Source organism: Actinomadura opuntiae (assembly GCF_030283205.1).
Taxonomy (GTDB): domain Bacteria; phylum Actinomycetota; class Actinomycetes; order Streptosporangiales; family Streptosporangiaceae; genus Spirillospora.
This window is the reverse complement of sequence record NZ_JASNWF010000005.1, coordinates 46,714-70,653: the sequence shown is the minus strand read 5'-3', so window position 1 is coordinate 70,653 and position 23,940 is coordinate 46,714. Positions and strand designations below refer to the sequence as shown.

Annotated in this window: 16 protein-coding genes; 5 read left to right on the top strand and 11 right to left on the bottom strand. The window is 72.7% G+C overall.

Annotation, left to right across the window (positions count from 1 at the left end; all coding sequences use genetic code 11):
• Positions 1 to 31 precede the first annotated feature (31 nt).
• The 3 genes from QP089_RS11530 to QP089_RS11520 all read left to right on the top strand — a co-directional run bounded on the left by QP089_RS11530 (position 32) and on the right by QP089_RS11520 (position 3,360).
• A complete protein-coding gene (locus tag QP089_RS11530) occupies positions 32 to 613 on the top strand; it encodes a WXG100 family type VII secretion target (protein ID WP_285911519.1) in 582 nt (193 codons plus the stop codon).
• Positions 614 to 639: 26 nt separating this feature from the next.
• On the top strand, positions 640 to 1,854 hold the full coding sequence (locus QP089_RS11525) for a hypothetical protein (RefSeq protein WP_285911518.1): 1,215 nt from the start codon (positions 640 to 642) through the stop codon (positions 1,852 to 1,854).
• 84 nt (positions 1,855 to 1,938) lie between these two features.
• A complete protein-coding gene (locus QP089_RS11520) occupies positions 1,939 to 3,360 on the top strand; it encodes a S8 family serine peptidase (protein WP_285911517.1) in 1,422 nt (473 codons plus the stop codon).
• Positions 3,361 to 3,458: 98 nt separating this feature from the next.
• Here the strand turns inward: QP089_RS11520 and QP089_RS11515 are convergent, their stop codons facing one another.
• Complete coding sequence (locus tag QP089_RS11515) at positions 3,459 to 4,169, bottom strand: hypothetical protein (protein WP_285911516.1); 711 nt, start codon at positions 4,167 to 4,169, stop codon at positions 3,459 to 3,461.
• A 570-nt stretch (positions 4,170 to 4,739) separates the two neighbouring features.
• Between QP089_RS11515 and QP089_RS11510 the strand changes: the two genes are divergently transcribed.
• A complete protein-coding gene (locus tag QP089_RS11510; RefSeq protein WP_285911515.1) occupies positions 4,740 to 5,456 on the top strand; it encodes a DUF2510 domain-containing protein in 717 nt (238 codons plus the stop codon).
• A 12-nt stretch (positions 5,457 to 5,468) separates the two neighbouring features.
• On the opposite strand, the gene QP089_RS11505 is transcribed toward QP089_RS11510, so the two are convergent.
• The 9 genes from QP089_RS11505 to QP089_RS11465 form a co-directional block, all read right to left on the bottom strand.
• The gene (locus tag QP089_RS11505; RefSeq protein ID WP_285911514.1) at positions 5,469 to 6,209 is read right to left on the bottom strand and encodes a class I SAM-dependent methyltransferase; all 741 of its coding nucleotides are present in this window, start codon (positions 6,207 to 6,209) and stop codon (positions 5,469 to 5,471) included.
• Between the two features lie 32 nt (positions 6,210 to 6,241).
• Positions 6,242 to 7,144 (bottom strand): hypothetical protein, encoded by a 903-nt coding sequence (locus tag QP089_RS11500; RefSeq protein WP_285911513.1) that lies wholly within the window; start codon positions 7,142 to 7,144, stop codon positions 6,242 to 6,244.
• Positions 7,141 to 8,556 (bottom strand): glycohydrolase toxin TNT-related protein, encoded by a 1,416-nt coding sequence (locus QP089_RS11495; RefSeq protein WP_285911512.1) that lies wholly within the window; start codon positions 8,554 to 8,556, stop codon positions 7,141 to 7,143. The genes QP089_RS11500 and QP089_RS11495 overlap by 4 nt, the downstream gene beginning before the upstream one ends.
• A complete protein-coding gene (locus QP089_RS11490; RefSeq protein ID WP_285911511.1) occupies positions 8,553 to 9,452 on the bottom strand; it encodes a TNT domain-containing protein in 900 nt (299 codons plus the stop codon). The genes QP089_RS11495 and QP089_RS11490 overlap by 4 nt, the downstream gene beginning before the upstream one ends.
• A 2-nt stretch (positions 9,453 to 9,454) precedes the next feature.
• Positions 9,455 to 10,270 carry a hypothetical protein gene (locus tag QP089_RS11485; RefSeq protein ID WP_285911510.1) on the bottom strand — a complete coding sequence of 272 codons (816 nt, stop codon included), beginning with the start codon at positions 10,268 to 10,270 and terminating at the stop codon, positions 9,455 to 9,457.
• Between the two features lie 80 nt (positions 10,271 to 10,350).
• Positions 10,351 to 11,265, bottom strand: coding sequence for a hypothetical protein (locus tag QP089_RS11480; RefSeq protein ID WP_285911509.1), 915 nt, complete (start codon positions 11,263 to 11,265; stop codon positions 10,351 to 10,353).
• Positions 11,266 to 11,302: 37 nt separating this feature from the next.
• Positions 11,303 to 21,700 (bottom strand): WXG100-like domain-containing protein, encoded by a 10,398-nt coding sequence (locus QP089_RS11475; protein WP_285911508.1) that lies wholly within the window; start codon positions 21,698 to 21,700, stop codon positions 11,303 to 11,305.
• An 8-nt stretch (positions 21,701 to 21,708) separates the two neighbouring features.
• Positions 21,709 to 22,011: a WXG100 family type VII secretion target gene (locus tag QP089_RS11470; RefSeq protein WP_285911507.1), complete on the bottom strand. Its 303-nt coding sequence runs from the start codon at positions 22,009 to 22,011 to the stop codon at positions 21,709 to 21,711.
• Positions 22,008 to 22,415 (bottom strand): YbaB/EbfC family nucleoid-associated protein, encoded by a 408-nt coding sequence (locus tag QP089_RS11465; protein WP_285911506.1) that lies wholly within the window; start codon positions 22,413 to 22,415, stop codon positions 22,008 to 22,010. The genes QP089_RS11470 and QP089_RS11465 overlap by 4 nt, the downstream gene beginning before the upstream one ends.
• Before the next feature lie 269 nt (positions 22,416 to 22,684).
• Between QP089_RS11465 and QP089_RS11460 the strand changes: the two genes are divergently transcribed.
• Positions 22,685 to 22,930, top strand: coding sequence for a hypothetical protein (locus QP089_RS11460; RefSeq protein WP_285911505.1), 246 nt, complete (start codon positions 22,685 to 22,687; stop codon positions 22,928 to 22,930).
• A 77-nt stretch (positions 22,931 to 23,007) separates the two neighbouring features.
• On the opposite strand, the gene QP089_RS11455 is transcribed toward QP089_RS11460, so the two are convergent.
• A complete protein-coding gene (locus tag QP089_RS11455; RefSeq protein WP_285911504.1) occupies positions 23,008 to 23,724 on the bottom strand; it encodes a flagellar basal body-associated FliL family protein in 717 nt (238 codons plus the stop codon).
• Positions 23,725 to 23,940 lie beyond the last annotated feature (216 nt).

Sequence of the window (23,940 nt, the reverse complement as noted above, 5' to 3'; positions counted from 1 at the left end):
GTCCGGAGGCCATTCGCCAGGAGGATGAGCTATGAGCAAGTACAACCTGCCGCCTGAAGCGCTCGCGAAGATCGACTACACCTACACGACCGGCGGCGGTGAATACGCCCAGGTCCAGACTCAGCACGGGTTGACCCAGCAGGAGTGGGACAACCTTCCCGAGTACGAGCAGCGGCAGCTCTACTACCAGTACGGCGTCCCCGCCAAGAGCCCGACGGACCCCTCCAACGCCGTCCCGCGCGGTTCCCAGCCCGACGACGAGAAGTGGGGCGTCGAGGCCGACGACGGCTACGAGGTCGACCCGCAGGAGCTGCGGGACCTGGCCAGCAAGATGCACAGCCAGTTCACCGGCTGGCAGCAGCGCCTCGGCAAGGTCCAGCAGATCGCCATCACCACCGGGAACCTCGGCGGCGTCCCGGGCAGCGAGAGCTTCGTCGACCTGGCCAACCAGTCCCGCGACGGTTTCGGCACCTACATCAAGAACATCACCGAGGCCTACAACGGTGTGATCGAGAAGCTGAAGGCGACCGCGGACGGCTACGAGGCCGCCCATGGCAAGACCCAGCAGCAGGTCAACGGCGTCAAGCCCGGCGGCAACGCCAACTTCAAGTAGTCCGCCGAACGGAGGGAGGTACAGCCATGGGACAGGAGTACTACGTCATCCGCGGCTCTCAGTCGTGGTCCAAGCCGACTGCCGACGGGATGAGCCTCGACGACGTCAAGAAGAAGTTGTCGAGCATCAACTCGGCGCCGGTCAAGGACGCCGGCACCGCCTACTCCGACGCGGCGGACGCCCTCGCGGAGATGAGCACCGCGTTGCGCGGGTTCGCCGAGACGCTCGTCAAGCACTGGAAGGGCGACGAGGCCAAGAAGGCCGTCCAGCAGCTCCAGCAGGTGCACTCGACCGCCATCAAGCTGTCGAACAACAGCCATACGAACGCCTCTACCTACCACTGGTACGGCACGCAGATCCTCGACTGGTACAAGCAGGCCGGCCAGGACGCCAGTGACGGTCTCATCCACACCGGCGGCGACGACGAGCACGGCCGCGAACTGATGCAGCGGTTCCTGAACCGGACCGGCGAGGCCTTCAACGCCCACCCGGCGCAGATCGACCAGAACCTGCCGGAGGACAAGCGCGGTGGCCTGACCGACACGCCTCCGGGCGGCGGTCCGGGCGGCGGTCCGGGCGGTGGCGGTGGCTTCGGCGGAGGCGGCGGTGGCCTTCCCGGGGGTGGCGCCGGCGGCGGTGGCGGCGGCTTCGGCAGCGACCCCGGCGGCCTCGGCAAGTTCGGCTCCGGCAGCGGTGGCTCCGGCGGCTCCAGCCCGTTCGCTCCGTCCGGTGACGGAGGACCGCACCTGCCCGGCAGCGGTGGCGCCGGCGGCGGTGGCGGCTTCGGCAACGACCCCGGCGGCCTCGGCCACGGCGGCCTCGGAAGCGGCGGTGGCGGCGGCTTCGGCAGCGACCCCGGCGGCCTGGGCAGCGACCTGTCGAGCTTCCCCGGCGGCGGTGGCGGCGGGGGCATGCCCACCGGCCTCGGCGGCGGTGGCGGCGGCGGCTTCGGAGCCGACCCCGGCGGCCTCGGCGGCGGCGCCGGCGCGGGCGGCGGCCTTGGCGGCTTCGGCGCGGGTCCGGGCGGCATGGGTGCCGCCGGCGCCGGCATGGGCGCGGGTGGCGGAGCGGCCGGTGCGGCCGGACGCGCCGGCGCGGGCCGGATGGGCGGCGGCATGCCCATGGGCCACGGCGGCCACGGCGGCGGCAAGGAAGAGGAGCGCGAGCGCACCACCTGGCTGTCCGAGGACGAGGACGTCTGGGGAGCCGACGACGACACCGCACCTCCGGTGATCGGCTGATCGCCGCGGTACTGACGACGTGACCAGGGCGGACGGGGGCCTGACCTCCGTCCGCCCTTTCCGCATCTGGATGGGATAGGACGAATGCGACGGCTGATCCAAGCGGCGACGGCCACCGTGGCCGCGATGGGCCTGGCTCTGGGGCCGGTCACCGTGGCCCATGCCGGGCCCCTCGAACAGGACGAGTGGTGGTTCGACTCCTGGGGGATCAAGACGGATGTCTGGCCCCAGACCAAGGGTGCGGGCGTCACGGTCGCCGTTGTCGACACCGGGGTCAACGCCTCCCTGCCCGACTTGGAGCCCGCGGTCCTTCCCGGCACCGACCTCCGGAACCCCGGAGGGGACGGGCGAAAGGACCAGGACACCGACGAGGGCCATGGCACGGCCATGGCCAGCCTCATCGCATCTCGCGGCACGCATTCGGGGTTCTACGGCATCGCACCCGAGGCGAAGATCCTGCCGATCTATTCGCCCGGCGTTTCGCCGCCCAGCTTGACCAAGGCCATTCGCTTCGGCGTCGACCATGGCGCCAAGGTCATCAACTTCTCCGAAGGCAGCGGTGTCGTCAGCCAGAACAACTGTCCGGACGATGTCCTGCAGGCACTGAAATACGCTGAATCCAAGAACGTGGTCGTCGTCGCCTCCGCCGGCAACTCGGGAGACTCCACCAACGACGCCGAGTATCCGGGCTCTTGCCCGGGGGTGCTCGCCGTGGGTGCGGTCGACCACCAGGGCAAGCCGTGGGAGAAGACCCAACGCCAGGACTACGTCACGGTCGCGGCACCGGGTGCCGGCGTCGGCGGTATCGGCAAGACCGGGCACGTCTACAACAGCGGTGCCGGGACGAGCCAGGCGGCGGCACTGACCTCCGGGGCCGTCGCGCTCCTCCGCAGCAAGTACCCGCAGATGAAGGCGCGCCGCGTCGTCCAGGTCCTGACGAACACCGCGAAGGACTTCGGGACGCCGGGCAAGGACGACCAGCTCGGTTATGGCGTCATCAGCATCCCGCGGGCGCTGAAGAACAGCGTTCCGCAGAACGCCCCGAACCCGGTGTATGCGCGGCTCGACAAGGTCGCCGTCAAAAAGCCCACCGGCGGCGACAACCAGGCGGCGCCGAAGAGCGACAGCAGCGACTCCGGCGGCTCGAATACGCTGCTCATCGTTGGCGTCATCGTGGTCGTTGTCGTGGTGGTCGGAGTCGGGCTCATCATCGTGCTCCGCCGCCGGAAGTCGAGTGGCGCCAACGGGCAGCCGGGCGGGCCGTACTCGACCGGCCCCTTCCCGAACGGTCCGCAGCCGACGGGGCAGCCGGGCACACCTCCGTCCTTCGGCGGCCACACCGGCGGACAACCCATGCCGCCGCAGGGTGGAGGCCAGCAGTACGGACCTCCAGGGGGTCAGCCGAACCCGAACTTCGCACCGCCACCCGGCGGCCCGAACTCGAACCCGGGGCCGCCCTCGCCGCAAGGCCGGCCCAACCCGAACCTGGCACCACCGCAGGACTGATCGCCGCGACATGACGAGGGCGGACGGAGCCTGAACTCCGTCCGCCCTCGTCGTCTGACAGGAACCGGCGAGCGCACGCGGCGACCGGCAGCCGCGAATCAGCGGCGCAGGCAGACCTTGCACGAGGCCAAGCCGGCCGCGACATCGCGGGCGATCGCCTCGACTCCCTGCCGGGTCACGGATTCGTCCAGCGGAACGCCCTTGCTCTGGACCGCGACTCCGTCATGGGCGAGCGGATAGGTCGCGCCGTCGAAGTCCACGGTGATGACGGCGTTCTCCAGCCGGACGACGATTCTGGAGATGCCGCTGCGTCCAAGTGCGGTCGTCGTGACCCGGTGATGCAGGAAAGCCTCGTTCCCGAGGCCGCGCACCAACTGCGGCGCCTCCTTGTGAGTCGAACCCACAGTGTCGGTGACCGTTCCCTGCGACGACGTCCGCCAAGCCGACCGGTAATCTGACTTGGCATCGGCGAGCCCGAACGCGCCGACGAACACCCGCGTTGCGACGCGCAAATGCCGCACGACGAGCGTCTTGCCCTTCTCGGCGCTGAGCGGCTCACGCCAATCGCACCCCACGTACTGCTGGTCACCGGAAACACCACCGGCGTCCGGCGTGGGCTTTCCCGCCGCCGGCAGGTACTTGGACAGGACGGCAGAGGACGGCGACTGGCAAGCGTCCGGCAGCGCGGCGAAGTGAAGCTTCGGCGGAGGCTCGTCAGCCGACCCCGAGACACCCCAGGCAACCCCACCCCCGACCACCAGAACCGCCGCAACCGCCCCCGCAATCGCCACCCGCGGACGTGTCTTCATCCACCCAAGGGCAGACCGTCGAGGCGCCCTCGAAGCCCCTGAGGGCCCGTCTGAGCGCTCTGCAGGCGGCTCCGGCGCAGCGAACTCCGGCACCGCCTCGCGGACGCCCGCGTCACCGGACTCGACCGCCTCCCGGTCCGACCCGTCCAACTGCTGGTCGGGAGCCACGAACTCCGGCCGCGAACCCTCAGCCACCCCTCAAGCCCCCAAACCACAGCGAACCCGTCACCCGATGCGGTGCGAGATTAACACCGAAGCAAGGACGGCCGGCGCGCCCCGGAATCCAACGAAGCACCACCCCGGCCCCCCTCGCGCCGGGCCGCGCCGCCCCGAATAGCAATGATGGAGCTGACGGGCGCGAGGCGCTCGAAAATGAATCAACGGCGGTTAGCGGCGATGTCTGCTGATGAGGTGCGTGCCGGGTGAAGTGGGCGCCTCGGTTGCGGTGATGCTGGAGCCTCCTGTTGCTAGGGGGTGGTGCTTTCGGGGGTGGTGGGAAGTGGGGCGGGGGCTTGCGGCGGGGAGCGGATATGTTCGGGGTTGAGTGGTGGTGTGCTGGGAGGTGGGAGTGTGACTCAGGCCGGGTGGTATGCGGATCCGTACGGTGGGGGCGGGCACCGCTGGTGGGACGGGACGAAGTGGACCGAGCACGTCAACGCGACGCCCGCGCAGCAGCCCGCGGCGCCGCAGCCGCAGTACGGGGTGGGGCAGGCGCCGCAGTACGGCGGGCCGGTGTTGCACAAGAAGCGGTACGGGGTCGAGTTGCATGCCGACGCGCATTCGATCACGTGGGCCCGGACGACCATCGAGCTGGCGAAGGCGGAGTACGTCGGGTACACGGCCGTGCAGACCCGGATGCGGGGGCCGTTGAACATCGGCAGCGTCCACACCTCGACCGACTACCACTTCGAGATCGGGTTCTTCCCCGTCAACGAGGCGCCCGGCCTGGCGTTCGAGGAGACCGGGCTGCGCGCGAACAAGCCGCCGTCCGACTGGCAGTTCCTCGTCGATCTGTCCAGGACGTACGTGGAGCCGCGGTTGCTCCGGCAGTATCTCGCCGCGATCGAGGCGGGGCAGACCGTGGAGGTCGGCAAGATCCGGATCAACCGGAACGGGTTCGTCGGGGGCAGTGTGTCGCGCGGGTGGGAGGGCATCGAGGGCATCACCTTTGACAAGGGGTGGTACTTCGTCCATGCCCGCGGTGCCGACAAGCCGATTCTGAAAATTCCGCAACAGAACCAGAATGTCATGCTCCTGCCGCAGATCTTCGACACTCTGAAGCGCTGACGTCGGACTGGATTATGGTTTGTGGGTTATCCAGAGCATTTCTGCCGGCCAGTGGTGTGCCCAGTCGGGTGGGTCGGTTTCGTTGTAGCCGTTGGGTGTTCCGGGTTCGGGGCGCGGTTCGATGAGGTCGTCGATGATGAGGCCCGCGCCGCGCAGGGTTCGGATCCAGTCGCCGTAGGTGAGCTGGTAGCTGGCCGCGCCGTGGTCTTCGGCGATGGTGTGCAGCCCGAAGTAGGCGTGGTGCATCGTGGTGGTCACGCGGCGGGCGTCCTCGTCGTAGCAGGCTTCGAACCATGGGCTGGCGGCGTTGAACACCAGTCGCCCGCCGGGGCGCAGGACGCGTGCGGCCTGCGGGACGGCCAGGTGCGGGGGTGCCCAGCTGAGCCCGCCATGGTCGCAGAACACCAGGTCGAAGCTGCCGGGGGCGAACGGGAGCCGTTCGGCGGCGCCTTGCACCAGCGGGTAGCGGGCCGTTCCCATCGCGCGGGCCGCCGCGGCGAGTTGGGCTTCGGACAGGTCGAGCCCGACCACGGTGGCGCCCTCGGCGGCGAGTGACCTGGACCATTGGCCCGCGCCGCAGCCGAGTTCGAGGACGCGCTTGCCCGCAACGTCGCCCAAGGCGTGCAGGTGCGTGTCGGGGATGGAGTACATGCCCCACAGCCGGGGTGCGGCGCCGATCTGCGGGTCGTGCTCGTGCTGGTAGGTGCGGCTGATCTGGTTCCAGTACTGCCGGTTGGCGGGGATGCTGTTCACGTGCCGACTCCAGCAGTGCCCGCCGGGAGCGGTCAACCCGGCTGCTGGAGCCAGGGCGGGGTGTTGTCCGGGGTGCGCGGGAACATTTCGAGGTCTTCGGCGTAGGCGGACGGCGGGGGCGGCGTCTTCCAGCGCGGTTCGGTGTCGTTGGTGTATTCGGCCTGGTAGGAGAAGGGGAAGGTGAGCTGGAACCGGGTGGTGAACCAGGTGCCGAGGCCGTCGGAGTACATGCCGCGGCGGAGGCGGTCGAAGAGGTCGGCGGCGGCGGGCGGCGGCGTCCACAGGCTGGGCATGTGGGTGTTGCACATGAGGAGCTGGGCCGATGTCTCGGTGTGCGAGCCGAGGGCCTTGTAGAGGATGTCGGCGTGCTGCCAGGCGGCCGGGAGCGCGTCGACGAGGGCGGAGGTGATCTCTTCGAGGAGGTCCTTCTGCTCGACGGGGCCGAGCGGGGTGACGGGCCGGGGCGGCAGCGGCGGGCGGCCGGTGCGGGCGCGCAGCCAGTCGGGGATGTTCTCGTCGGCGCGCGGGAAGGCGGCCAGGTCCTGGGCGTAGGCCTCGTCCGGGATCTCCGGTTCCCAGTTCGGGTCGTAGTCGTTGTTGTAGGCGGTGTAGTAGGAGCCGGGCGGTTCGAGCATCACGCGCATGCTCATCCAGGTGCCGCGGTCCTGCCGGTACATGATGGAGCGGAGTTCGGCGGCCATCTCGAGGATGTCGCGGGGCATCTCGACCGGCTCGGTGCCGCCGTCCTCCATCGGCACGGTCAGGACGGCGTCGGACACGGCGACGGTCATCATCATGCGCAGGTCGATGCGGCGCCAGCCGGGCGGGGCCGCCTGGGCCAGCAGCGTCGCTATGCCGCGGATCAGATCCTGGTAGCGGTCCTGGTCGTAGGGCATCGGTCCGCGGCCGGGAGCCGCGCCGGACGGGCTGGTCATGTCTGCTCCTCTGGCGGTTGGACGGTGGGGCCGGGTTCGCCGCCGGGTCCGGTGATCTCGACGAGGTGGCCGGAGGCGACGAGGTCGGCGATGGAGTGGACGACGTTGTAGCCCATTCCGGTTTCGGGCGGGGGCGTTCCGGAGCCGATGGGGCCGAGGTGGAACAGGGCGTTGTAGCCGCGCAGCGGTTTCTGGACGCGGTAGACCCGGTAGGTGAGGCCGTGGAGGTTGATGTGCCCGCGGCGTTCCCAGGGCGTGCCGATGTCGAAGACGTAGCGGTCGGCGGGGGGATGGTAGGTGTCGACTTCCTTGCCGACCGGCAGGATCTCGCTGGGCGGTTCCGGGCGTGGCTCGGGTTCGGGTGCCGGCTCGGGGACGGCGGTGGGGAGGCCGGTTCCGGCGAGGGCGCCGTAGATGTCGTGGACGGAGATGAACGCGCCGTCTTCAGGGCGTGGCCCGGGGAAGCAGACGAAGTATCCGCCCGGACGGTTGGCCAGTGCGTCCAGGGCGATGTACGGGCCCGGTCCGGCGGGCCGGACGGAGTCATAGGCGCCGGCGGCCGGTGAATCGGCCCCGGACGCCAGCGTCCACGCGTCCTGCCTCTTGCGGGGGACGCGGTTCCTGCGCAGGACGCGGGCAACGAGCAGGACCTGGCTGTTGATCTCCATACCGGCGTCGGCCATGACGCCGGCCATCGCGTGGACGGTGGCGGCACGCGGATCGCCGAAGGGGTGGACGGCCGAGTCGGGGCCGATGGCGAGCCAGGCGCCGGTGGTGTGGGCGATCGTCCAGCAGCCGTCGGCGATCGTCCCGGCGCGGAGGCGGTCGACGCCCGGGACGTAGTCGGCGAGCTTCGCGCGCGCGGTGGTGAAGAGATCTTCGAGGCCGGGCGGCAGTAGCCGGGCCAGGTCGGTTTCGGCCTGCGGTGCCTGGCGGAGCGTTTCCGGGTCGAAGGCCTGGCCGATGGTGTGCAGGGCGGCGAGGTGGGCCAGCCATTGCGGAGTCCGGTCGTCGGGGCGGGGGTACCGGGCGAGTTCGGTCGCCGCGTCCGCCGGGGTGACCTCGTCCGCCCAGGGGAACTCTTCGGGCGGGTCGGCCTCGACGCTCCAGACCGGTGCCTCCGCGCCTCCCCGCACGGAGTAGGCGAGCGACATCCAGGCGCCGTCATCGGGGTGGTGGGTCATCTCCCTGTGACGGCGCAGCATGTCCGGGATCCCCGTCTGCGGGAGCAGCCGTGACGCCTCGAAGATGCCGCGCTGGTAGGGGTCCTCCTCATGCCCGACGAGGCGGATCACTTCGTAGTCGCCGACCGCGCGGTAGGTGAGCCGGGCGTCGTGCCAGCCATCGGGAAGCAGCCGCACGAGTTCGTCGATCATCCGCTGCAGGTGCGCCCGTTCCTCCTCCGGATTCATGCGGTCTCCTCGCGCGGATCGGCGGTCTCGACCAGTGCGCCGTCTCGCAGGAGGTCGGCCACGGAATCGACGAGGTAGTAGCCGCGGCCGGAGCCGGTCGTCCTTCCGCGGGCGACGATGGTGTATTCGAGGGGGAAGGCGGGGTGGACGCGCAGCGGCCGCTGGAGCCGGTAGAAGCGGTGCGGGTAACGGTCGGCCGAGCCTGGTATTCCGCGTTCGTGGAAGGGCGTGCCGGGCTCGTACAGGAAGACCTGGCCGGTGTCGCCGTAGCAGTCGAGGACGGAGCCTTCCGTGAGCTCTTCGGGCGGTTCGCCGGGCCCTTCGGGCAGCTGCCGGAACGCGGCCAGTTCGAAGATGTGATGAACGGTCACATACGGGCCGTGCTCCGGGGCCGCCTCGGGCCGGAGCGCGATGTAGGCGCCTCTGTGTCCGGGGAGGCGGTCGAGCGCGATGCAGGGGACGTCGGCGGCCGGCCGGGGCGCGTGCTCTGATTCCGCTCCGAGTCGTCGGCCGGAATCGGTGAGGGTCCACGGGCCCCAGTCAGTGGAGTCGAGCTCGGGGCCTTCGACGATCCCGGCCATCTCCATGATCTTCATGTTGAGGCCGGTGCCGGCCTCGGTGAGCAGGCCGCCGAGGGCGTGGGCGACGGCGGCGCGGGCGGTGTCGTGGGTGCTGTGCTCGGCGTCCGTCCCGATGGAGTGCCAGCCGTCGTCGCCGTGCAGGACCGACCAGCAGCCGTCCTCGAGCCGCCCGACCAGGAAGCGGGCGGCGGCGTCGCGCGTCCACTCGTCGAGGAGGCGGCGTGCGCGGAAGAACAGGATCGGGCTCTCGGGCGCCAGCGCGTCGGTCAGGTCGTGCTCGTCCTGCGGGGTTGCGGGTAGGGCCGGTACGGTCATCGTCAGGGGGCGGGAGCGGGGTCGGCGGGACGGGTGATCGTCGCGACGGCTTCGGCGCGGGTCTCCTCATCGACCTCGCCGAGCCGGAAGTTCGCGGCGGAGGCGTACCCGACCAGGCGGGGCTCGGGCGGGACGCCGTGGACGCGCAGGTAGTAGTGGACGGCGCCGGGCCAGATCCACACGCCGTTGGTGTGGTAGGTCAGCGGGACCTCTGCGGGGTGGGCCGGGTCGAGGCGGTCGGTGTCGTAGCCGCGGGCCGCCAGCACGATCGGCGCTTCCTGCAGGTAGCGCAGCAGTTGCTCGCGTTCGTGCTCGGGCACGGGCGGACGGTCGTAGTGCGGCGTGCCGTCGGGGTCGATCGAGTCGAAGACCTGCGCAATCCGCAGCGCGGCGGGCACCGGCGGCGGTGTCCCGTCCCGGCCCTGCCCGCGCAGGTACTCCTCGAAGAGCGGGTGCGTCCGCTTGCTGAGCGAACGGATCAGCGCCCTCTCCTCAGCGGACAAGGGCCGCCGCTCCTGCTCGGCGGTCTCCTCCAAGCCGACCATGGTCTCGTAGAGCGCCTTCACCGCGCCCTCGCCGAGCCTGGCCCGCGCCCGGTACATCTCCACCGCCGGGACGAACTCCTCGAACGTCAGCTGCTCGATGTCGGCGTCGTGGTTGAAGTCGATCTCTGCGATGTACCGCATCGCCCGCACGAAGCCGCCGGACTGGGCGCTGCACGCGACGCAGTCCAGGTCGCCGCCCGGTGCCTCGACGAAGACGACCGGCCGTCTGTTGTAGGTGAAGTAGCGCGGATAGGTCTTCCTCGCCGACGGCATGCCAGAAACTCTCCGTTAGAACGAACGTGGCGGGACGGACGGAACCTGGGGGCGGCCCCGCAGTGGATCTTCGGAGCCGATCACTGCTCGGCCAGGCGTTTCAGGTCGTCCAGGGACGCGGCCTGCTGCTCGGCGGCGTCGGCCGGGACGGTCCCCGACAGGTGGTCTTCGGCCAGCCCGCGGAACGTGCGGATCGCCTCGACCGCATGGGCTCCGGCGTGGAACGCGTCCGACAGCCGGGCCTGCCAGAGGCCGGCGGCGATCGTCCCGGCGCGGCCCGCCGGGCCCCGCCACAGGTAACCGGCCGCGTCCCCCGGCACCGCCGCCCACACGTACCCGACCAGGTTCCCGCCCAGCACGACCGGAAGGTAGATCACCGGTTCGGCCGTCTCCTGCGGATAGGTCGGGGGCGAGACGCTGACCAGCGGGCCCCAGCCCTGCGACCGGTCCACCGGCGTCCCGTCGGGGTACAGGCCGTCCTGGACCAGCGGGCCGGGGGAGTGCGGCCCGCCCGGGTTGAGCGCTTCGGCCAGCGCGATCCTGCTGGGCGCCCATTGCTCCTGGGCGTCGGCGGGGATCGTGCCGCCTTCGGGGTCCTCGGGGGCGCCGCGCCACCGGCGCACCGCGTCCTGGGCCGGCAGCCGCTCCCGGTAGGCCTCGTCCAGCCGCCGGTTCCAGAACGACGACGCCTTCAGGCTGCGATCGGCGAACCGCATGTTGCGGATGAACCCGCACGCGTTGGGATTGGCCGCGGCCGCCCACAGGTAGCCCAGCAGGTCCTCGCCCGCCGTCACCGGCAGGTAGAACACCCGCTGCCGGGTGGAGCGGTCGTAGCTGTCCGGCGGCGGGACGAGGTCGCCCTGCATCGGCGGCGCCGGCGGCAGGTCCAGGGGCTCGTACGGGTCGTCCGGGGACGGCGGCGGCGCCGAAGGGTCAGGAGGCCACGGCAAGCCGGGATACCCGCCGGAGCCGTCCGGGTAAGGCGGGATGCTCATGACGTTCCGATCCTTCCGAGAACTTCTCCTGGCCTTGTCATCTGGGGGGCGACGCGTCCGCCCAGATGTCGTAGGTGGGCCGCTGGACCCAGCCGCCGTCCCTGGTCGGCGACCATGTCCATCCAGTATGGACGACGTTCGTGATGCGATATCTCGTGTTGCGCGGCAGGATCAGCTCCCGCTGATCGGCGTACTCGCTGCGACGGCCCATCCACAGGCCGTGCGAGCCCGCGGGGAGACGCATCCGGATCCGGAACTCGAACGGGTTCCTGTCGACGACGGCCGGGCTGACCCCGAGCGAGGTCGACATGTACGCCGGCTCGGTCTGCGTCGCACCGATCAGCAGCTGCGGGTCCCGGTTCCCCAGCGGCGTGCCGTCCGGAGTCAGCATGAACGACACGTCGTGCAGGCCGCGGTTCGTCTCGACGGGCTCCGGCAGCGGCTGGTGCAGAGCCTGGTCCAGCTCGGCGATCCGCCGCCAGAAGGCCTCCGGCGTCGGGTCGCCGCCGAGGTAGTTCGACAGCCGGTCGTGCTCCAGATGCTGCCGCCACATCTCGTTGAGCCGCAGGCCCGGCTCGTCGTGGGCCAGCACGTACTCGACGATCTGCCGCTGGTAGTCGTTCAGATCCGTCCGATGGCGCATCGCTTCGAGCGAGCCCTCGTCGAACGGCATGACGCCGTTGTTGAGGTACGCGAGGTTCCGCGCGTAGTTCTCCTCGCGCCGCACCTGGTTGAGATAACCCGCCACGTCGGCGCCCGGGCGCAGGTGCGGGTTCGGCATCGACTGCACCGTGTACTGGTAGATCGCGTGCTGCAGGTGCGGCGGGAGCTGCTGGTACACGTGCGCCAGCCGGTTCTCGCCGTACTGCTCGCCCTCATGATCGCTGCCGAACCGGCGGACGCCGTCGGGACCGACGCGTCCCTCCGCCGGGCCGTGATGGGCCGCTCCCGGGTGATGCGCGGCGGGGTGGCCGCCCGGGGCGTGCGCGGCGGGGTGCCCGACCGGGGTGCCGCCGGGGTGGGCGGCCGGATGGCCCGCCGGGTGTCCGGCGGCGGCCGGGTGGGCGGCAGGGTGTGCGCCCGGGTTCGATCCGGCGAGGGACGCCGGAGGGGTGCCGGGATGCGCTCCGGGAGGCGTTCCGGGAGGGGTTGCTCGGTATGCGGCCGGGCCGGGTGCCGCCGCCGGACGAGGTCCAGGGGCCGTGCCCGGGTGGGCGCCGGGTACCGGTCCCGTGGGGTGGGTGCCCGGCACCGCTCCTGGACGGGCACCGGCCGCCAGGCCTGGGTGCGCCGCCGGATGGGTGCTCGCGGGAGCAGCCGGTCCCGTGGCCGGAGGCACGCCCGGGTGCACTCCCGGCCGCATACCGGGGTGCGGACCCGGATGCGGATTGGCACCGGGGACCGGGCCGGGGCGGGCGCCCGGAGGAGTGCCGTGGTGACTCCCCGGCACATGCGGGACGGCGTGGCCTGCCGGCGGGCTCGAGGCGGCCGGGTGACGGGGGTAACCGGAGGGGCCGTAGCCCGGTGCCGGGTGGCGGGGGTCGCCGTAGCCGGGCGCGGAGTGCCGCGGATCGGCGTGGCCGGGTGCCGGACGTCTCGGGTCGGCGTACCCGGTGTGCGGCGGCGGGGCGTTGTCGCCGGGCGGCTCGGTCTCGCGGCGCCGCCGGAACCAGTCGCGCAGGCCGCGCGCCTCGGCGTCACCGTGCGGCTGTGCGGCGCCCTCGCGCGGGTGGCCGGGGGCGTATCCGTCCTGGCCGCCGGGCGTGGTGGCGCCGTCGGGGTGGTGGACGGTCCAGGAGCCGTCCGGCGGCAGGCCGGGACGCAGCTGGCCGTCCGCGCCGGCATGGCCCGACGAGGCGTACACGTTGCCGTCGCCGTCCGACCAGGCGAGGCCGTGCGGCGCGATGACCGGGACGCCGAGCCGCTCGGCCAGCCGGGCGGCGAAGTCGCCGTCGCCGGTGTGGCAGCCCAGCAGCAGGACCTCGCGGCGGCCCCACGCCGGGTCGTTGCCGATCAGGTCGGCGAGGTCGTCCACGCCGAGCCGGCGCCCGCCGCCGAGCCGCAGCCCGTCCGCGTCCGCGTGCCCGTCGATGACGAAACGCTGCGGATCGGCCGGGACCCGGCGCGCCAGGTCGCGCATCGCCGGGTCGGACGGATCGTGGAACGACCGGCCCGCCGGGGTCTCGTCGCTGCCGCGGAACACCTCGTGCAGGTGCGGGGGCAGGCCCTCCGGGATCTCGACGTCGTGCGGCGAGCCGGACTCGTGCTCCTGGTCCCGGTCGTGCGCCGGCCCGTCCTCGTGGCCCGGTCGGTGTTCTTCTCCGGCGGGCTGCCTGACTTCGTGTCCGGTGCCGTCGGCAGGCGCGTGCTCGGGCGGTGCGGTGCCTCGGGAGGCGGTGTCCGGGCCGTCCGTACGGTGCGGGGCATCCGGTGGGGCCGCCGCGTCGCCGCTCCGCGGAGGCGGCGCCAGCGCCTGATCCAAGGCCTCGTTGAAGCGCTCATTGAGGCGTGCGTTGATCGCGAGCCGGACGGCTCGCTCCTCCGGCGTCAGCCGCGGCTCGCGCTCACCTCGGGCGGCCCCTTCTTCGGCCACGTTCGGGAGGTCGCGCGAGACCTCGTACAGCGAGTGCTCGTGGTCGGCGACCGCGTCGAACGACTTCAGGTGCAGGCGGAGCTCGCCGATGTGCCCGTTCGGCATCCGCACGGTCATGCGGATGTCCCGGTAGCCGCTCGGCTGCGGGCTCCGCAGCCGGTCCTTGATGGACACGACCTGCACGCCGTGCCGGCGGGTGACCTCCTGCACGCGGTCGAGCGCGCGGTACAGGTCCGAGACGCTGCCGAACTGGACCTTGCCGCCCAGCAGGTCGTTGAGCGTGGAGGCGTCGCCCTCGTTCTCGTTGATGATCTTGTCGAGCGCGCGGACCCGGTCCTTGCGGCCCGGCCGCATCTTGGCGTCCTCGGGTTCGTTGGCCAGTTCCCTGAGGACGGCGTGCAGCGTGTCCTTGTGCTCGTCGGCGGCGCGGTAGAGCTCGTCCAGGTAGTCGTTGACGAACTGGTTGTCCTTCGCCAGCGGCCGGTCCTCGCCCGCCCGTGCCCGCTCGGCGGCGAGGGCCTCGTGGTCGAAGCCCGGCTGGCCGGGCGCCTGGGACGTGCCGATCTCGCGGATAAGGCGGTCGCTGATCTCGGTCTGCCACTCCTCCAGCGGCGTCTCGGCGGGCCGGGTGGGACCCTCGTCCACGATGACCTCGGCGCCGCGCTCGTTCACCTCCCGGATGGACTCCTCCAGGATGTGGACGGCCTCCGGGTGGGTCAGCAGGCTGTGCAGCGTCCGGGGCCGGGCCAGCAGCGAGTCGTGGATCGCCTGCTCGGCCTTGGTCAGCGGCGGCGGGCCGTTCCCCTCGATGATCCGCGCCAGCTCCGGATGGTCGGGCAGCCGGGTGCGCAGGTCGTCGTCCAGGAGGTCGCCGAGCCGGTCGCCGCGGTCGTTGACCACGGTGTCGCGCGCCTGGTCCACGATCTGCCGGATCTGCTCGTTCTCGTGGACGCGGCGCATCAGCTCCGGATCGGCAGTGCGAGGACGCTCGCCCTCCGGCTCGGCCGCCCGCGCCCTGGGCGCCGCCGCCTCCGTGCGCGTCGCGGTCTCCGGATGCGGCGCGGCATCGGATCGGGACGCCGCGTCCGCCAGCCGCGTCCCGTCCTCGCCGGGCGTCGTCCCGCGCGTGGGCGGCGCGTTCTCCGCGGGCCGGGGACCGCTGTCGGCGCGCGTCCCGTCCCCGACGGAGGACGGCGGAGTCTCCGGACGCGGGCCTCCCGTCCCGGTGACCGGCTCGGAGGCGGGACGGGCGCTCTCGCCGCGGACGTCCCCCTCAGGCCGGGGCGCGGTCTCCTCAGGAGCACCGAGCGTGGCGTCCCGCCGAGGCCCCGTCTCCCCACCCGCACCGCTCTCGGTACGGGGCGCCGTGCCCTCGGCGCGCGGCGTGGTGCTCTCGCTGCGCGGCGCGGTGCCCTCGGCCGGCGCGTGGCTCTCCGGGCGGGGAGTGCCGACCGTGTGCTGTCCGCCAGTGGCGGGAGCGGCCTCCGGGCGCGGCGCGGTGGCCGGTCCCTCCGACTCGTACCAGCCGTAGTGCGAGCGGGCGTCGGGGCGGGCGGCCTCCGTCGTCCCCGCCTCGCGGCCGGTGGGCGTGCCGGGCGGGGGCGCAGTCTCGGCGGGTCGCCCGTCGGCCGCCGGTGCCTCCGGTTCGGGGGTCGTGGTCGGTTCGGGCGACGGTGTTGGTTCGGGGGCGGGGGTGCGCTCGGGGGTCGGGGCCACTCGCTCGTCGCCCGGTTCGGGGCGCGGGGCGCGCATGCGGCGTTGCGGCTCGTCCGGCCCCGGGGACGTCGGCGTGGACGGTCCGGAGCCGCTGCCCGGCGGGATCGATCCCGGCGGGGGAGGGGTGCCCCGCAGCGACGGGTCGACGTTGTGGAAGCTGCGGTAATGCGTGTACAGCTCGGGTTCCCCGTCGGGGGTGCGCGGCGGGACCATCTCCGTCCAGCGGACGTGGACGACCTCCGGCGTGACCCGCGGATCGTTCGGTTCGGGGAAGAAGTCGATCCGCTGGATCGTGTGGCCGGCCTCCTGCTGGGCGTAGAGGTGCGCCTCGAACGAGTGGCGCCAGGTCTCGCTCGGCGTGAAGCCCGTGCCGTGGTTGCCGCGGTTGGTCCTGCTCTCCTGGGGGAAGTAGTTGATCTTCTCGCCGGGTCCGCGCGCCTCGTGCGGGAAGATGTGGCCGCCGTCGAATTCGCCGCCGTGGTACTCGCCGACGCGCTTGGGGTCGGTACGTCCGGGCGGGTGATGGCCGCCGCCGGTGCGGCCGACGTCCGTCTGGACGCTTTCGTTCCGCTGCGCCTTGCCCGCGTCGTACTCCGGGCGTCCGCTGGCCGTCTGCGCCTGGCCGCGGTCGTTCGTGTGGTAGGCGAACGTGCCCGGCTTGACGCTGCCGTCACCGAAGTCGCCGGTGCGGGCGCCGCTGGGCGGATCGAGCTGGGTGTTGTTCTCCACCCTGAACCGCTCGTGCGGTTCGATCAGGTAGTGGGTGTTCGGCTTGGGGACGCCCGCGGCCTTGGCCTTCGCCGGCTTGTCGCCGAGTTCGGGGTTGAACCCGTGCGTCTTGTCGCCGTACCAGGTCCGGACGTGCGTGACGTTGCCGTTGCCGTCGGTCCAGAAAACGCCGTGGAGCTTGCCTCCCGGGCCGAGGACCTCGATGCGCGCGTTCGCGGGCCTCTGCAGGTCCGTCCGGGTGGCGAAGGGCCCTTCCCTGCGGACGTCGTACGTGTCGGGCCACGTGTGGTGGACGGCGTCGGCCGGCGGATCGAACCTGGTGGCCGACGGGGCGGCGCCGTGACCGGTGGAGACCTCTTCACCGGGGAAGATGTGCGGGTTGTCGTGGCCGAGGTCGACCCTGTGCGTGACGCCCGGTTCCGGACGGGTGACGTCGACGTTGTCGTTCGGCGGGACGACGCGGACGTTCGGGTCGTCCGAGGTGAAGTTCGTGACGTGCGTGACGCGGCGGTCGCCGTCCGTGTAGACGACGCTTCGGGGAAGCCGCTCACCCGTGACCGGATCGGTCTGGTACACCGTGTACCGGGTGTTGGCGGCGAGGTCCGGATGGTCCGCCACCCGCTCGTCCGGGGCGAGCGAGAGGTCGCCCTCGCGGGTGTGCTGCGGTGGGTTCCAGTCGGCCTGCTGGTGCGGCATCCGGGGAGCGGGCGGCTCCTCACCCGGGGTCGCGGCGGGCGAGTCGGGCGGCGGCGGGTTGGAGTCGTCACCGCCGGTCGGGTCGGGGTCGTCATCGCTGGAGCGGGACCGCCGGTACTGCGGCCCTTCCTCGCCTTCGCCGGGACGCGTGTGTTCGTCCGGGCGCGGACGGCTTTCGTCGGGGCGTAGTTCGCCGCTGTCGTGGCGCAGGGGCTCCTCGCCCCGGGTGTGGGTCGGCTCGCCTTCGCGCGGACGGCCGTCGTCCGGACGCGGTTCCGTTTCGTTGGAGCGCGGACGCCCGTCGTCGGGACGGGGTTCGGTCTCGTTGCGCGGGCGGCTTTCGTCGAGGGGGAGTTCGCCGCTGTCGTTACGGCGTGGCTGCTCGCCTTCGCCGGGCTCGCGGTCGTCGCGGCGTGGTGCGGTTTCGTCCGAGCGCGGCTGTCCCTCGTCGGTTCGGGGTTCGGTTTCGTTGTGGGGGCGGGTTTCGTCGAGGGGGAGTTCGCCGCTGTCGTTACGGCGGGGCTGTTCGCCCTCGCCGGGGGCGCGCTCGTCGGGGCGCAGTTCGCCGCTGTCGTGGAGTGGGGGTTGCTCGCTTCGGGCGTGGCTCGGCTCGCCTTCGCGCGGGCGGGCGTCGTCGGGGCGCATCTGGCCGTCGTCGTGGCGAGGCGGGCCCTCACCGGGCGTGCGCGAGGGCTCGCCGGGCGTCCCGTTGTCGTGCGGCTGGTGGGGGAGCGTCGTGCGGCTGTGGGGTGCGCCGTCGTTGCCGGTGGACGGGGTGGGTTCCGGGGTCTCGGCGCGGAGGTGGCGGTCCATGACGCCGCCGATGGCGCGGGCCAGGTCGCGCGGGTTCTCGGCGAGGCGGTACTCGGTGAACGCCTCCGCCATCATCTCGTGCGGCGTCGTCGCGCCGTACTGCGAGAGGGCGTCCTCGATGCGGGCCTTCATCGCGGCGTCGTGCGGCTGGGTGGCGTCGTAGGGGACGCCGAGCGCGTCGGAGATCGCCTGGTTCAGGTCGGCCCGCATCTGCGGGTCCTCGAGGAGCCGCTGCCCGAGCTGGTGGCCGAACTCGTGGGTGAAGACGCCCTCGGTCGACCCGCCGCCGGGGACGGTGAACCCGTCCTCCTCCTCGGCCACGCCCTCCTCGTTGCGCGCCGCGTTGTCGTCGAACTCGGACGCGTTGATGTAGATGCCCTGGTCGTCGCCGTGCAGCCGCGCGTAGGCGAGGGTGTCGCCCTCGCCGGGCATGTCGATCGACGCGATGCGGTTGAGCCGCTGCATCGTGCCGGGGTAGTCGGCGGCGAGCTGCCCGAGGGCGCGGTTGATCTCCTGGACGGCGGCCGGGTCGATCGGCCGGGAGGAGAAGTCGACGGCGGGCGCGTCGTCGCCGAACCGGTCGAGGATCTCGCGCGCCTGCTGCTCGGCGTCCGCGAGGTTCTGCGGCTCGTCGTGGCCGCCCGGCGTGTCGTCGCCGGACGGCTGGTCGTGGTCGCCCGCGTCGCCGCTTTCCTTGTTGTGCTGCTCCGGCTCGCCGTCCTGCGGGGCGGCCTCGCGGTGCTCCGGTTCCGTGTCGCCGTGGACGACGCCCTGGTCGTCCACGTCCTGGATGGGGCTTTCGCCCGGAGCGTTGTCCTCGGTCAGCGGACGTTCCGGCGGCGCGTTCTCGCCGCTGGACGGCGTCTGCTCCGGCTGTCCCGGCTCGGCGGGCGGGGCGTCTGATCGGACGACGCCCTGGCCGTCGACGTCCTCGATCGGCCGGTGCGCCGGGTCGGCGGCGGCGTTGTCGTCGGTCAGCGGACGCGACGGCGCGGACCGTCCGCCCTCGTCGCCCGGCGTACCCGCGTTCTCGGTCGGGGTCGGTGTCTCGTGCGCGGGCTGCGGCCCGTTCTCCGTGTGCGGTGCCGGGGTGCCGGTGTGCGGCTCGTTCTCGCGGACGGAGCCGTCGGACGGCCTCGGAACCCTGCGCCCGTTCTCGTTGGGAGAGCGGGTCGTGGTCTCGGGACGTCCCGACCCGGGGGTCGACGTGCGGACCCTGGTGCCACCGGACGGCGCGGGCGACCCGCCGCCGCGCACGCCGGAGCCGCCGCCCATCGAGCCCATTCCGCCCATCGGCATGGGCACGCCCGCGATGATGCCGGGCTGGCCGCCGTCCGACGTCCCGGACCCGTCGTGCTGCGGTTCCGCCATGGCGTCGGGCTGGTCGGCGGCCGTGTGGTCGGACGCGCCGGCCGTGCTGGTCGGCGGGGCCTCGCCGCCTTCAGGCGCCGGGGATCCGGTGCCCTCGGGAATCGAGCCGCCGTCCGCCGAGGTGGAACCGCCGCCTCCGGAATCGGTGCCGGTTCCGTCGGTCGAGGCCGACGGGGAGCCGCCGCTGGACGGTTCCGTACCGGCGCTCTCGGGTGCCGTGCTGCTGCCTTCGCCGGTGGCGGGCGCGTCGGTGCGACCCGTCGGCGGCGTGCCGTCGTTGCCTGCGGAAGGCGCGTCGGTGCGGCCTGCCGGAGGCGTGCTCTCGCCGCCCGTTGCAGGGGTGTGCTCGCTGCCGGTGGACGGCGTGGTGCTCTCGCCTGCGGGTGGCGTGTTGTGGTCGCGGGTCGGCGCGGTGTTGTTCTCGCTGGTGGACGGCGTGTGCTCGCCGGGCGGTGTGCTGCCTTCGCGCGGGGCGGACGTGTCGCCGCGGGCCGCCGGGGCGCTGCCGTCGCCCGCGGTGGGGGTGTGCTCGTCGCCGGTGGACGGCGTGCCGCCTTCGTGCAGCGGGGACGTCTCGTTGTTGCCGCCCGGAGCCGGAGTGTGCTCGTCGCCGGAGGGCGTCGTGCTGTCGCCGGGCGCGGGGGGCGTTTCGGTGTGGGCAGCCGGGTCGGTGTGGCCGCCCGCTGCGGGGGTGTGTTCGTCGCCGGTGCCTGGGGTGGTGGGCGAGGAGGACGGGCCGTCGCTGCCGGTGGAGGACGGCGTCGCGCCCTCGGTGGGGGCGCCGTCGCGGCCTCGGCCGGAGCCGCCGCCGGACGAGCCGGAGCCGGTGGACGGGCTGCCACCCACCGGGGAGGACGGTGTGCCGCCGGGAACGCCGCCGCCCGCCGCGGGGCGCGCGCCCGGGGCGCCGCTGCCAGAACTGCCGGAGCCGCCCGAACCGCCGGAGCCGGTGGAACCCGAGCCCGCGCCGGAGCCTGGGGAGCCGGTCCCACCGGCGCCCGTGGACGGGGCCGGGGCCGCGCCGCCGGGGACGCCGGCGCCGCCCGCCGCGGGCGCGCCACCGGGGGCCGTCCCGCCGCCCATGGGGACGGCGCCGCTCGGGGCACCGCCGCCCAACGGCGAGGACGAGCCCGGGCCGCCGCCGTCCGCGCCGGAGGGAGCGCCGCCGCTGTAGGCGGCGGGGTTGGAGCCGAGGCCGCCGCCGGACGAGCCGCCGCCCGAGTAGGACGAGCCGCCGCCGCCTTCCGGGGCCGCCGATGCGAGCGTGGCGCCGTGGCTGGAGCCGCCGCCGCCACCGCCGCCGGTGTCGCCCAGCAGCGTGGAGATGCGGTTTCCACCACCGCCGCCCCCCGAGCCACCGCCGTCGTTGGAACCGCCACCGCCGTGGGAGCCGCCGCCACCACCCGACGAGCCGCCCCCGTAGGAGCCACCGCCGCCGGTGGCGTGCGTCCCGCCACCACCGCCCGAGCCGCCGCCCGAAGAACCGCCGCCGTCGGAACCACCGCTGCCACCGCCGTCGCCGCCGTCGCCGACTGACGGCGTGTGCGTCGTCGTCGGGGTGACGTTCGTGGTGGGTTCGACGCCCGGGGTCGGGACGTCGAAGTCGTTCAGGCCGCCCTTACCGCCGCCGACCGCGCCGCCGAACGCGCCGGAGGTGGCGCCCTTGGCGATGGCGTCCCAGGTCAGCGGGTCGCCGTGGATCGCGGACGTGGCGACCGTGCCGGCCACGCCGCTGATGGCCTCGGACGCGCCCTCGCGCGCCATGCCCTTGAACATGTTGCCGAGCGGGGTGGCGGCGGCGTCGCCGACGCCCGGGATCTTGCCGGCGCCGTGCGCGATGCCGCCGGAGAAGGCGCCGCCGATCGCGCCGTCGAAGGTGGCGCCGGCGGTCTTGCCCCAGTCGACGCCCTTGCGGTTGCCCTCGGCGATCTGGACGCCCTGGACCAGCAGGTCGAGCCCGCCGCCCTGCAGCGCGCCGAACGCGGCGCCCTTCAGCACGGAGGCGAGCAGCTTCTCCCCGAGCTTCTCGCTGAGCTTCTGCATCAGCTCCTTGAAGATCAGCCGTGAGGAGGTCTGGGCCGCGGCCTCCGCCACCGGGATGCCCGCCGTGGACGCGCCGAACGTCTCGAACGCCGCCGCGATCAGCATCGCGATCTCGATCGCCGTGACGATCAGCAGCGCGATGAACATGTACTTGGCGTACTCGATGTCCAGCGCGCCGTTGTCGAGGACCTCGGCGAGCTTCTCGCAGGACTCGGCCATGCTGGGCAGCAGCCGCGGGTCCGTGGTGATCCACTGCTCGACGTTCTTCTGGAACTTCTCGGCCGCCTCGGCGTCCAGGGTGCCGCGGACGTTGTTGACGGTTCCGGTGACGTCGCCGACGAGCTCGTTGATGGACGTCGCGGCCTGCCGCCAGGCCGCCGCGCAGCGCCGCATCGCGGTCTCGTCGCCCTCGGGCCAGTCGGAGCCGACGATCCACGACAGCCACTGGACCTCGGCGGGGATTTCCAGACCCACGGATCAGCTCACTTCAGCCTCGAGGCGTCTTCGGCCTTCTTGTATTCCTTGGCCATCTCGTCGACGCCCTTCTTGATGCCGTTCAACCCCGTCTTGAGCTTGGGGAAGGCCTCCAGGACGCTCTTGCTGGGCTCGCCGTAGCCCTCTTCGAACTTCTGTCCGGTCTCGTCGGCGCCCCAGCACTTGCCCTCCGCCTGCAGCGCCGAGTTGAGGGTGTCGAAGATCTGCTGCAGCGTGTTGGCGTTGGTGTCGAATCCGCCGCCGGCGCGTTTGAGGGCCTCGGTGTCGACCTCGTAGCCGTCGAACGTCATAGCGGCGGGATCCCGAGGCGCTGCCGGACGGCCTCGATGTCGTCCGGCCGTTCGGGAAGCAGCTTGGCGAGGTCGAACCCGCCGCCCTGACCGGACCCGCCCTCGGGCGCGAGGCCCTGCATCGCCTCGCGCACCTGCTCCGCGACGTCCGACTGGGCCTTCTTGGACGCCTCCATGACGGCGCCGGCGAGCTCCTCGCTGCCGAGCTTGCGGGACGCCCGCGGGTCGAACTCCAGCGACGTCAGCCGGCCCTGCCGGTCGACCTTGACGCGGACCATGCCGTCGGCGGCCTCGGCCGACGCCTCGATGGTCTCCAGCCGGGACTGCATCTCCTGGATCTGCCGGCGCTTCTCCTGGTAGGTCTGCAGGAGTTCGTCGATATGCGCCTGCCATTCAGCGCGCACAGGGGACCCCTCTGTTCGTCGGGAGCTGAACGAGCCCGCGACCGCGCACGATCACAGACACACAGAGAGCGATCATTATGATGATTTCCTCGCTCATGTCGCAACCCGTTCCATGGTGATCGCGGACGGGCCGGAAGGCGTTACCGCGGGTGTGGAACACTGCGGCGTGGCCGCGGGCGGCGCGCCCGGCGGCGCGAGCGGACGGCAGGGCGAACAGCGGAGAGGACGGCCGGACCATGCGCAGGAGACCCAGCATCTGTGACGCGTGCGTGCGTCTCCAGCAGCGGGCCAACCCCGACGCGACGACGTCGATGGACACCTGGATCCCGTACTGCGACGCCTTCCCCGACCGGGTGCCCGCCGAGATCTACACCGGCGGCTTCGACCACCGCGAGCCGTTCGAGGGCGACCGCGGCGTCCGCTTCGAACTGCGGCCCGGCGGCGAGCGCGCGCTGGCCTCCTACGAGCGGGCGCAGGCCCGCAAGCGCGAGGCGGCGCAGCGCCGCGAAGGCTGACCGCTCCGCCGCCGCGGGACGCGGCGGGCCGGGACGGGGGCTCGCGCGCCCGTCCCGGCCCCGCGCGGAGCGCTCCATCAGTTCGACCAGAGCAGGGTGTTGGTGACCTCGACGCCCAGCTCGCCGGCGGTCGCGAAGACCTGGCCGGTGCGGCCGCCGGTCGGGCCGCCGCTCTTCCAGTACGACTGCGCGTAGATCACGTTGCGGCCCTGCGACCAGGTCCGCGTCCAGTACGCCGGGTTCGCCCGCGGCTGGGGGAGCCCGCTGGCGTCCGACGGGGTGAGCAGCTTCGGCCAGCCGCTCTGGTCGGTGACGCCCTTGACGCTGATCGCCGCGGAGCTGCTGCCCAGCGTCATGATCGACACCGAGGTGATGATCGTCCTGCCGGGGTTGGCGTAGACCGCGGAGTGCATGAGCCCGACGCACGGGTGCCGGCGCAGCGCGGTCAGCAGCTTGGTGTTGGCGCGGGTGACGCACGACTCGGTCCGGGTGCCCGCCTGGGTGAAGGTGTTGCCCTTCGCCGTCCGGATCGTGCGGGACAGGACGCTCGCCGGGTCACCGGTGCCGCCGCCCCCGACGGACGCGCGCGGCGACGGCAGGGAGCTGGTCTCCGTGGACGGGGTGATGTGGGTCAGCGTCGGCATGGCGACCGGCGGGTCGTCGGTCTCGTCGTCGCCGCTGAGCAGGAAGAACGCGCTGACGCCGACGATGGCGAGCACCGCGACCACACCGATGATCAGCAGCGGCACGAGCGCGCCGCCGCCGCTGCGCCGCGGCGGGGGCGGGAAGCCCATCGGGGGACCCGGCGGGCCGGGCATCGGGGGGCCGGGCATCGGCGGGCCGGGCGGGGCCGGCGGGAATCCGGGCCCGCCGGGAGGCTGGCCGGGCCATTGAGGGGGGTTCATGCTCGCTCCGGGCGGATGTTCACAGGGCGGGGTGCCGTTTGAGGTCCGGCAAGACTAGCGGGCAGGTCATGGTGATTTCAGGGGAGATCGCCGGTCTGGTGCCGT

What these genes read in the sequence shown, in the direction of transcription:
- QP089_RS11515 (WP_285911516.1), bottom strand. Translation starts at nt 4,169, where the DNA reads ATGAAGACACGTCCGCGGGTGGCGATTGCGGGGGCGGTTGCGGCGGTT.
- QP089_RS11520 (WP_285911517.1), top strand. Translation starts at nt 1,939, where the DNA reads ATGCGACGGCTGATCCAAGCGGCGACGGCCACCGTGGCCGCGATGGGC.
- QP089_RS11480 (WP_285911509.1), bottom strand. Translation starts at nt 11,265, where the DNA reads ATGAGCATCCCGCCTTACCCGGACGGCTCCGGCGGGTATCCCGGCTTG.
- QP089_RS11525 (WP_285911518.1), top strand. Translation starts at nt 640, where the DNA reads ATGGGACAGGAGTACTACGTCATCCGCGGCTCTCAGTCGTGGTCCAAG.
- QP089_RS11470 (WP_285911507.1), bottom strand. Translation starts at nt 22,011, where the DNA reads ATGACGTTCGACGGCTACGAGGTCGACACCGAGGCCCTCAAACGCGCC.
- QP089_RS11490 (WP_285911511.1), bottom strand. Translation starts at nt 9,452, where the DNA reads ATGACCGTACCGGCCCTACCCGCAACCCCGCAGGACGAGCACGACCTG.
- QP089_RS11455 (WP_285911504.1), bottom strand. Translation starts at nt 23,724, where the DNA reads ATGGGCTTCCCGCCCCCGCCGCGGCGCAGCGGCGGCGGCGCGCTCGTG.
- QP089_RS11500 (WP_285911513.1), bottom strand. Translation starts at nt 7,144, where the DNA reads ATGACCAGCCCGTCCGGCGCGGCTCCCGGCCGCGGACCGATGCCCTAC.
- QP089_RS11530 (WP_285911519.1), top strand. Translation starts at nt 32, where the DNA reads ATGAGCAAGTACAACCTGCCGCCTGAAGCGCTCGCGAAGATCGACTAC.
- QP089_RS11485 (WP_285911510.1), bottom strand. Translation starts at nt 10,270, where the DNA reads ATGCCGTCGGCGAGGAAGACCTATCCGCGCTACTTCACCTACAACAGA.
- QP089_RS11495 (WP_285911512.1), bottom strand. Translation starts at nt 8,556, where the DNA reads ATGAATCCGGAGGAGGAACGGGCGCACCTGCAGCGGATGATCGACGAA.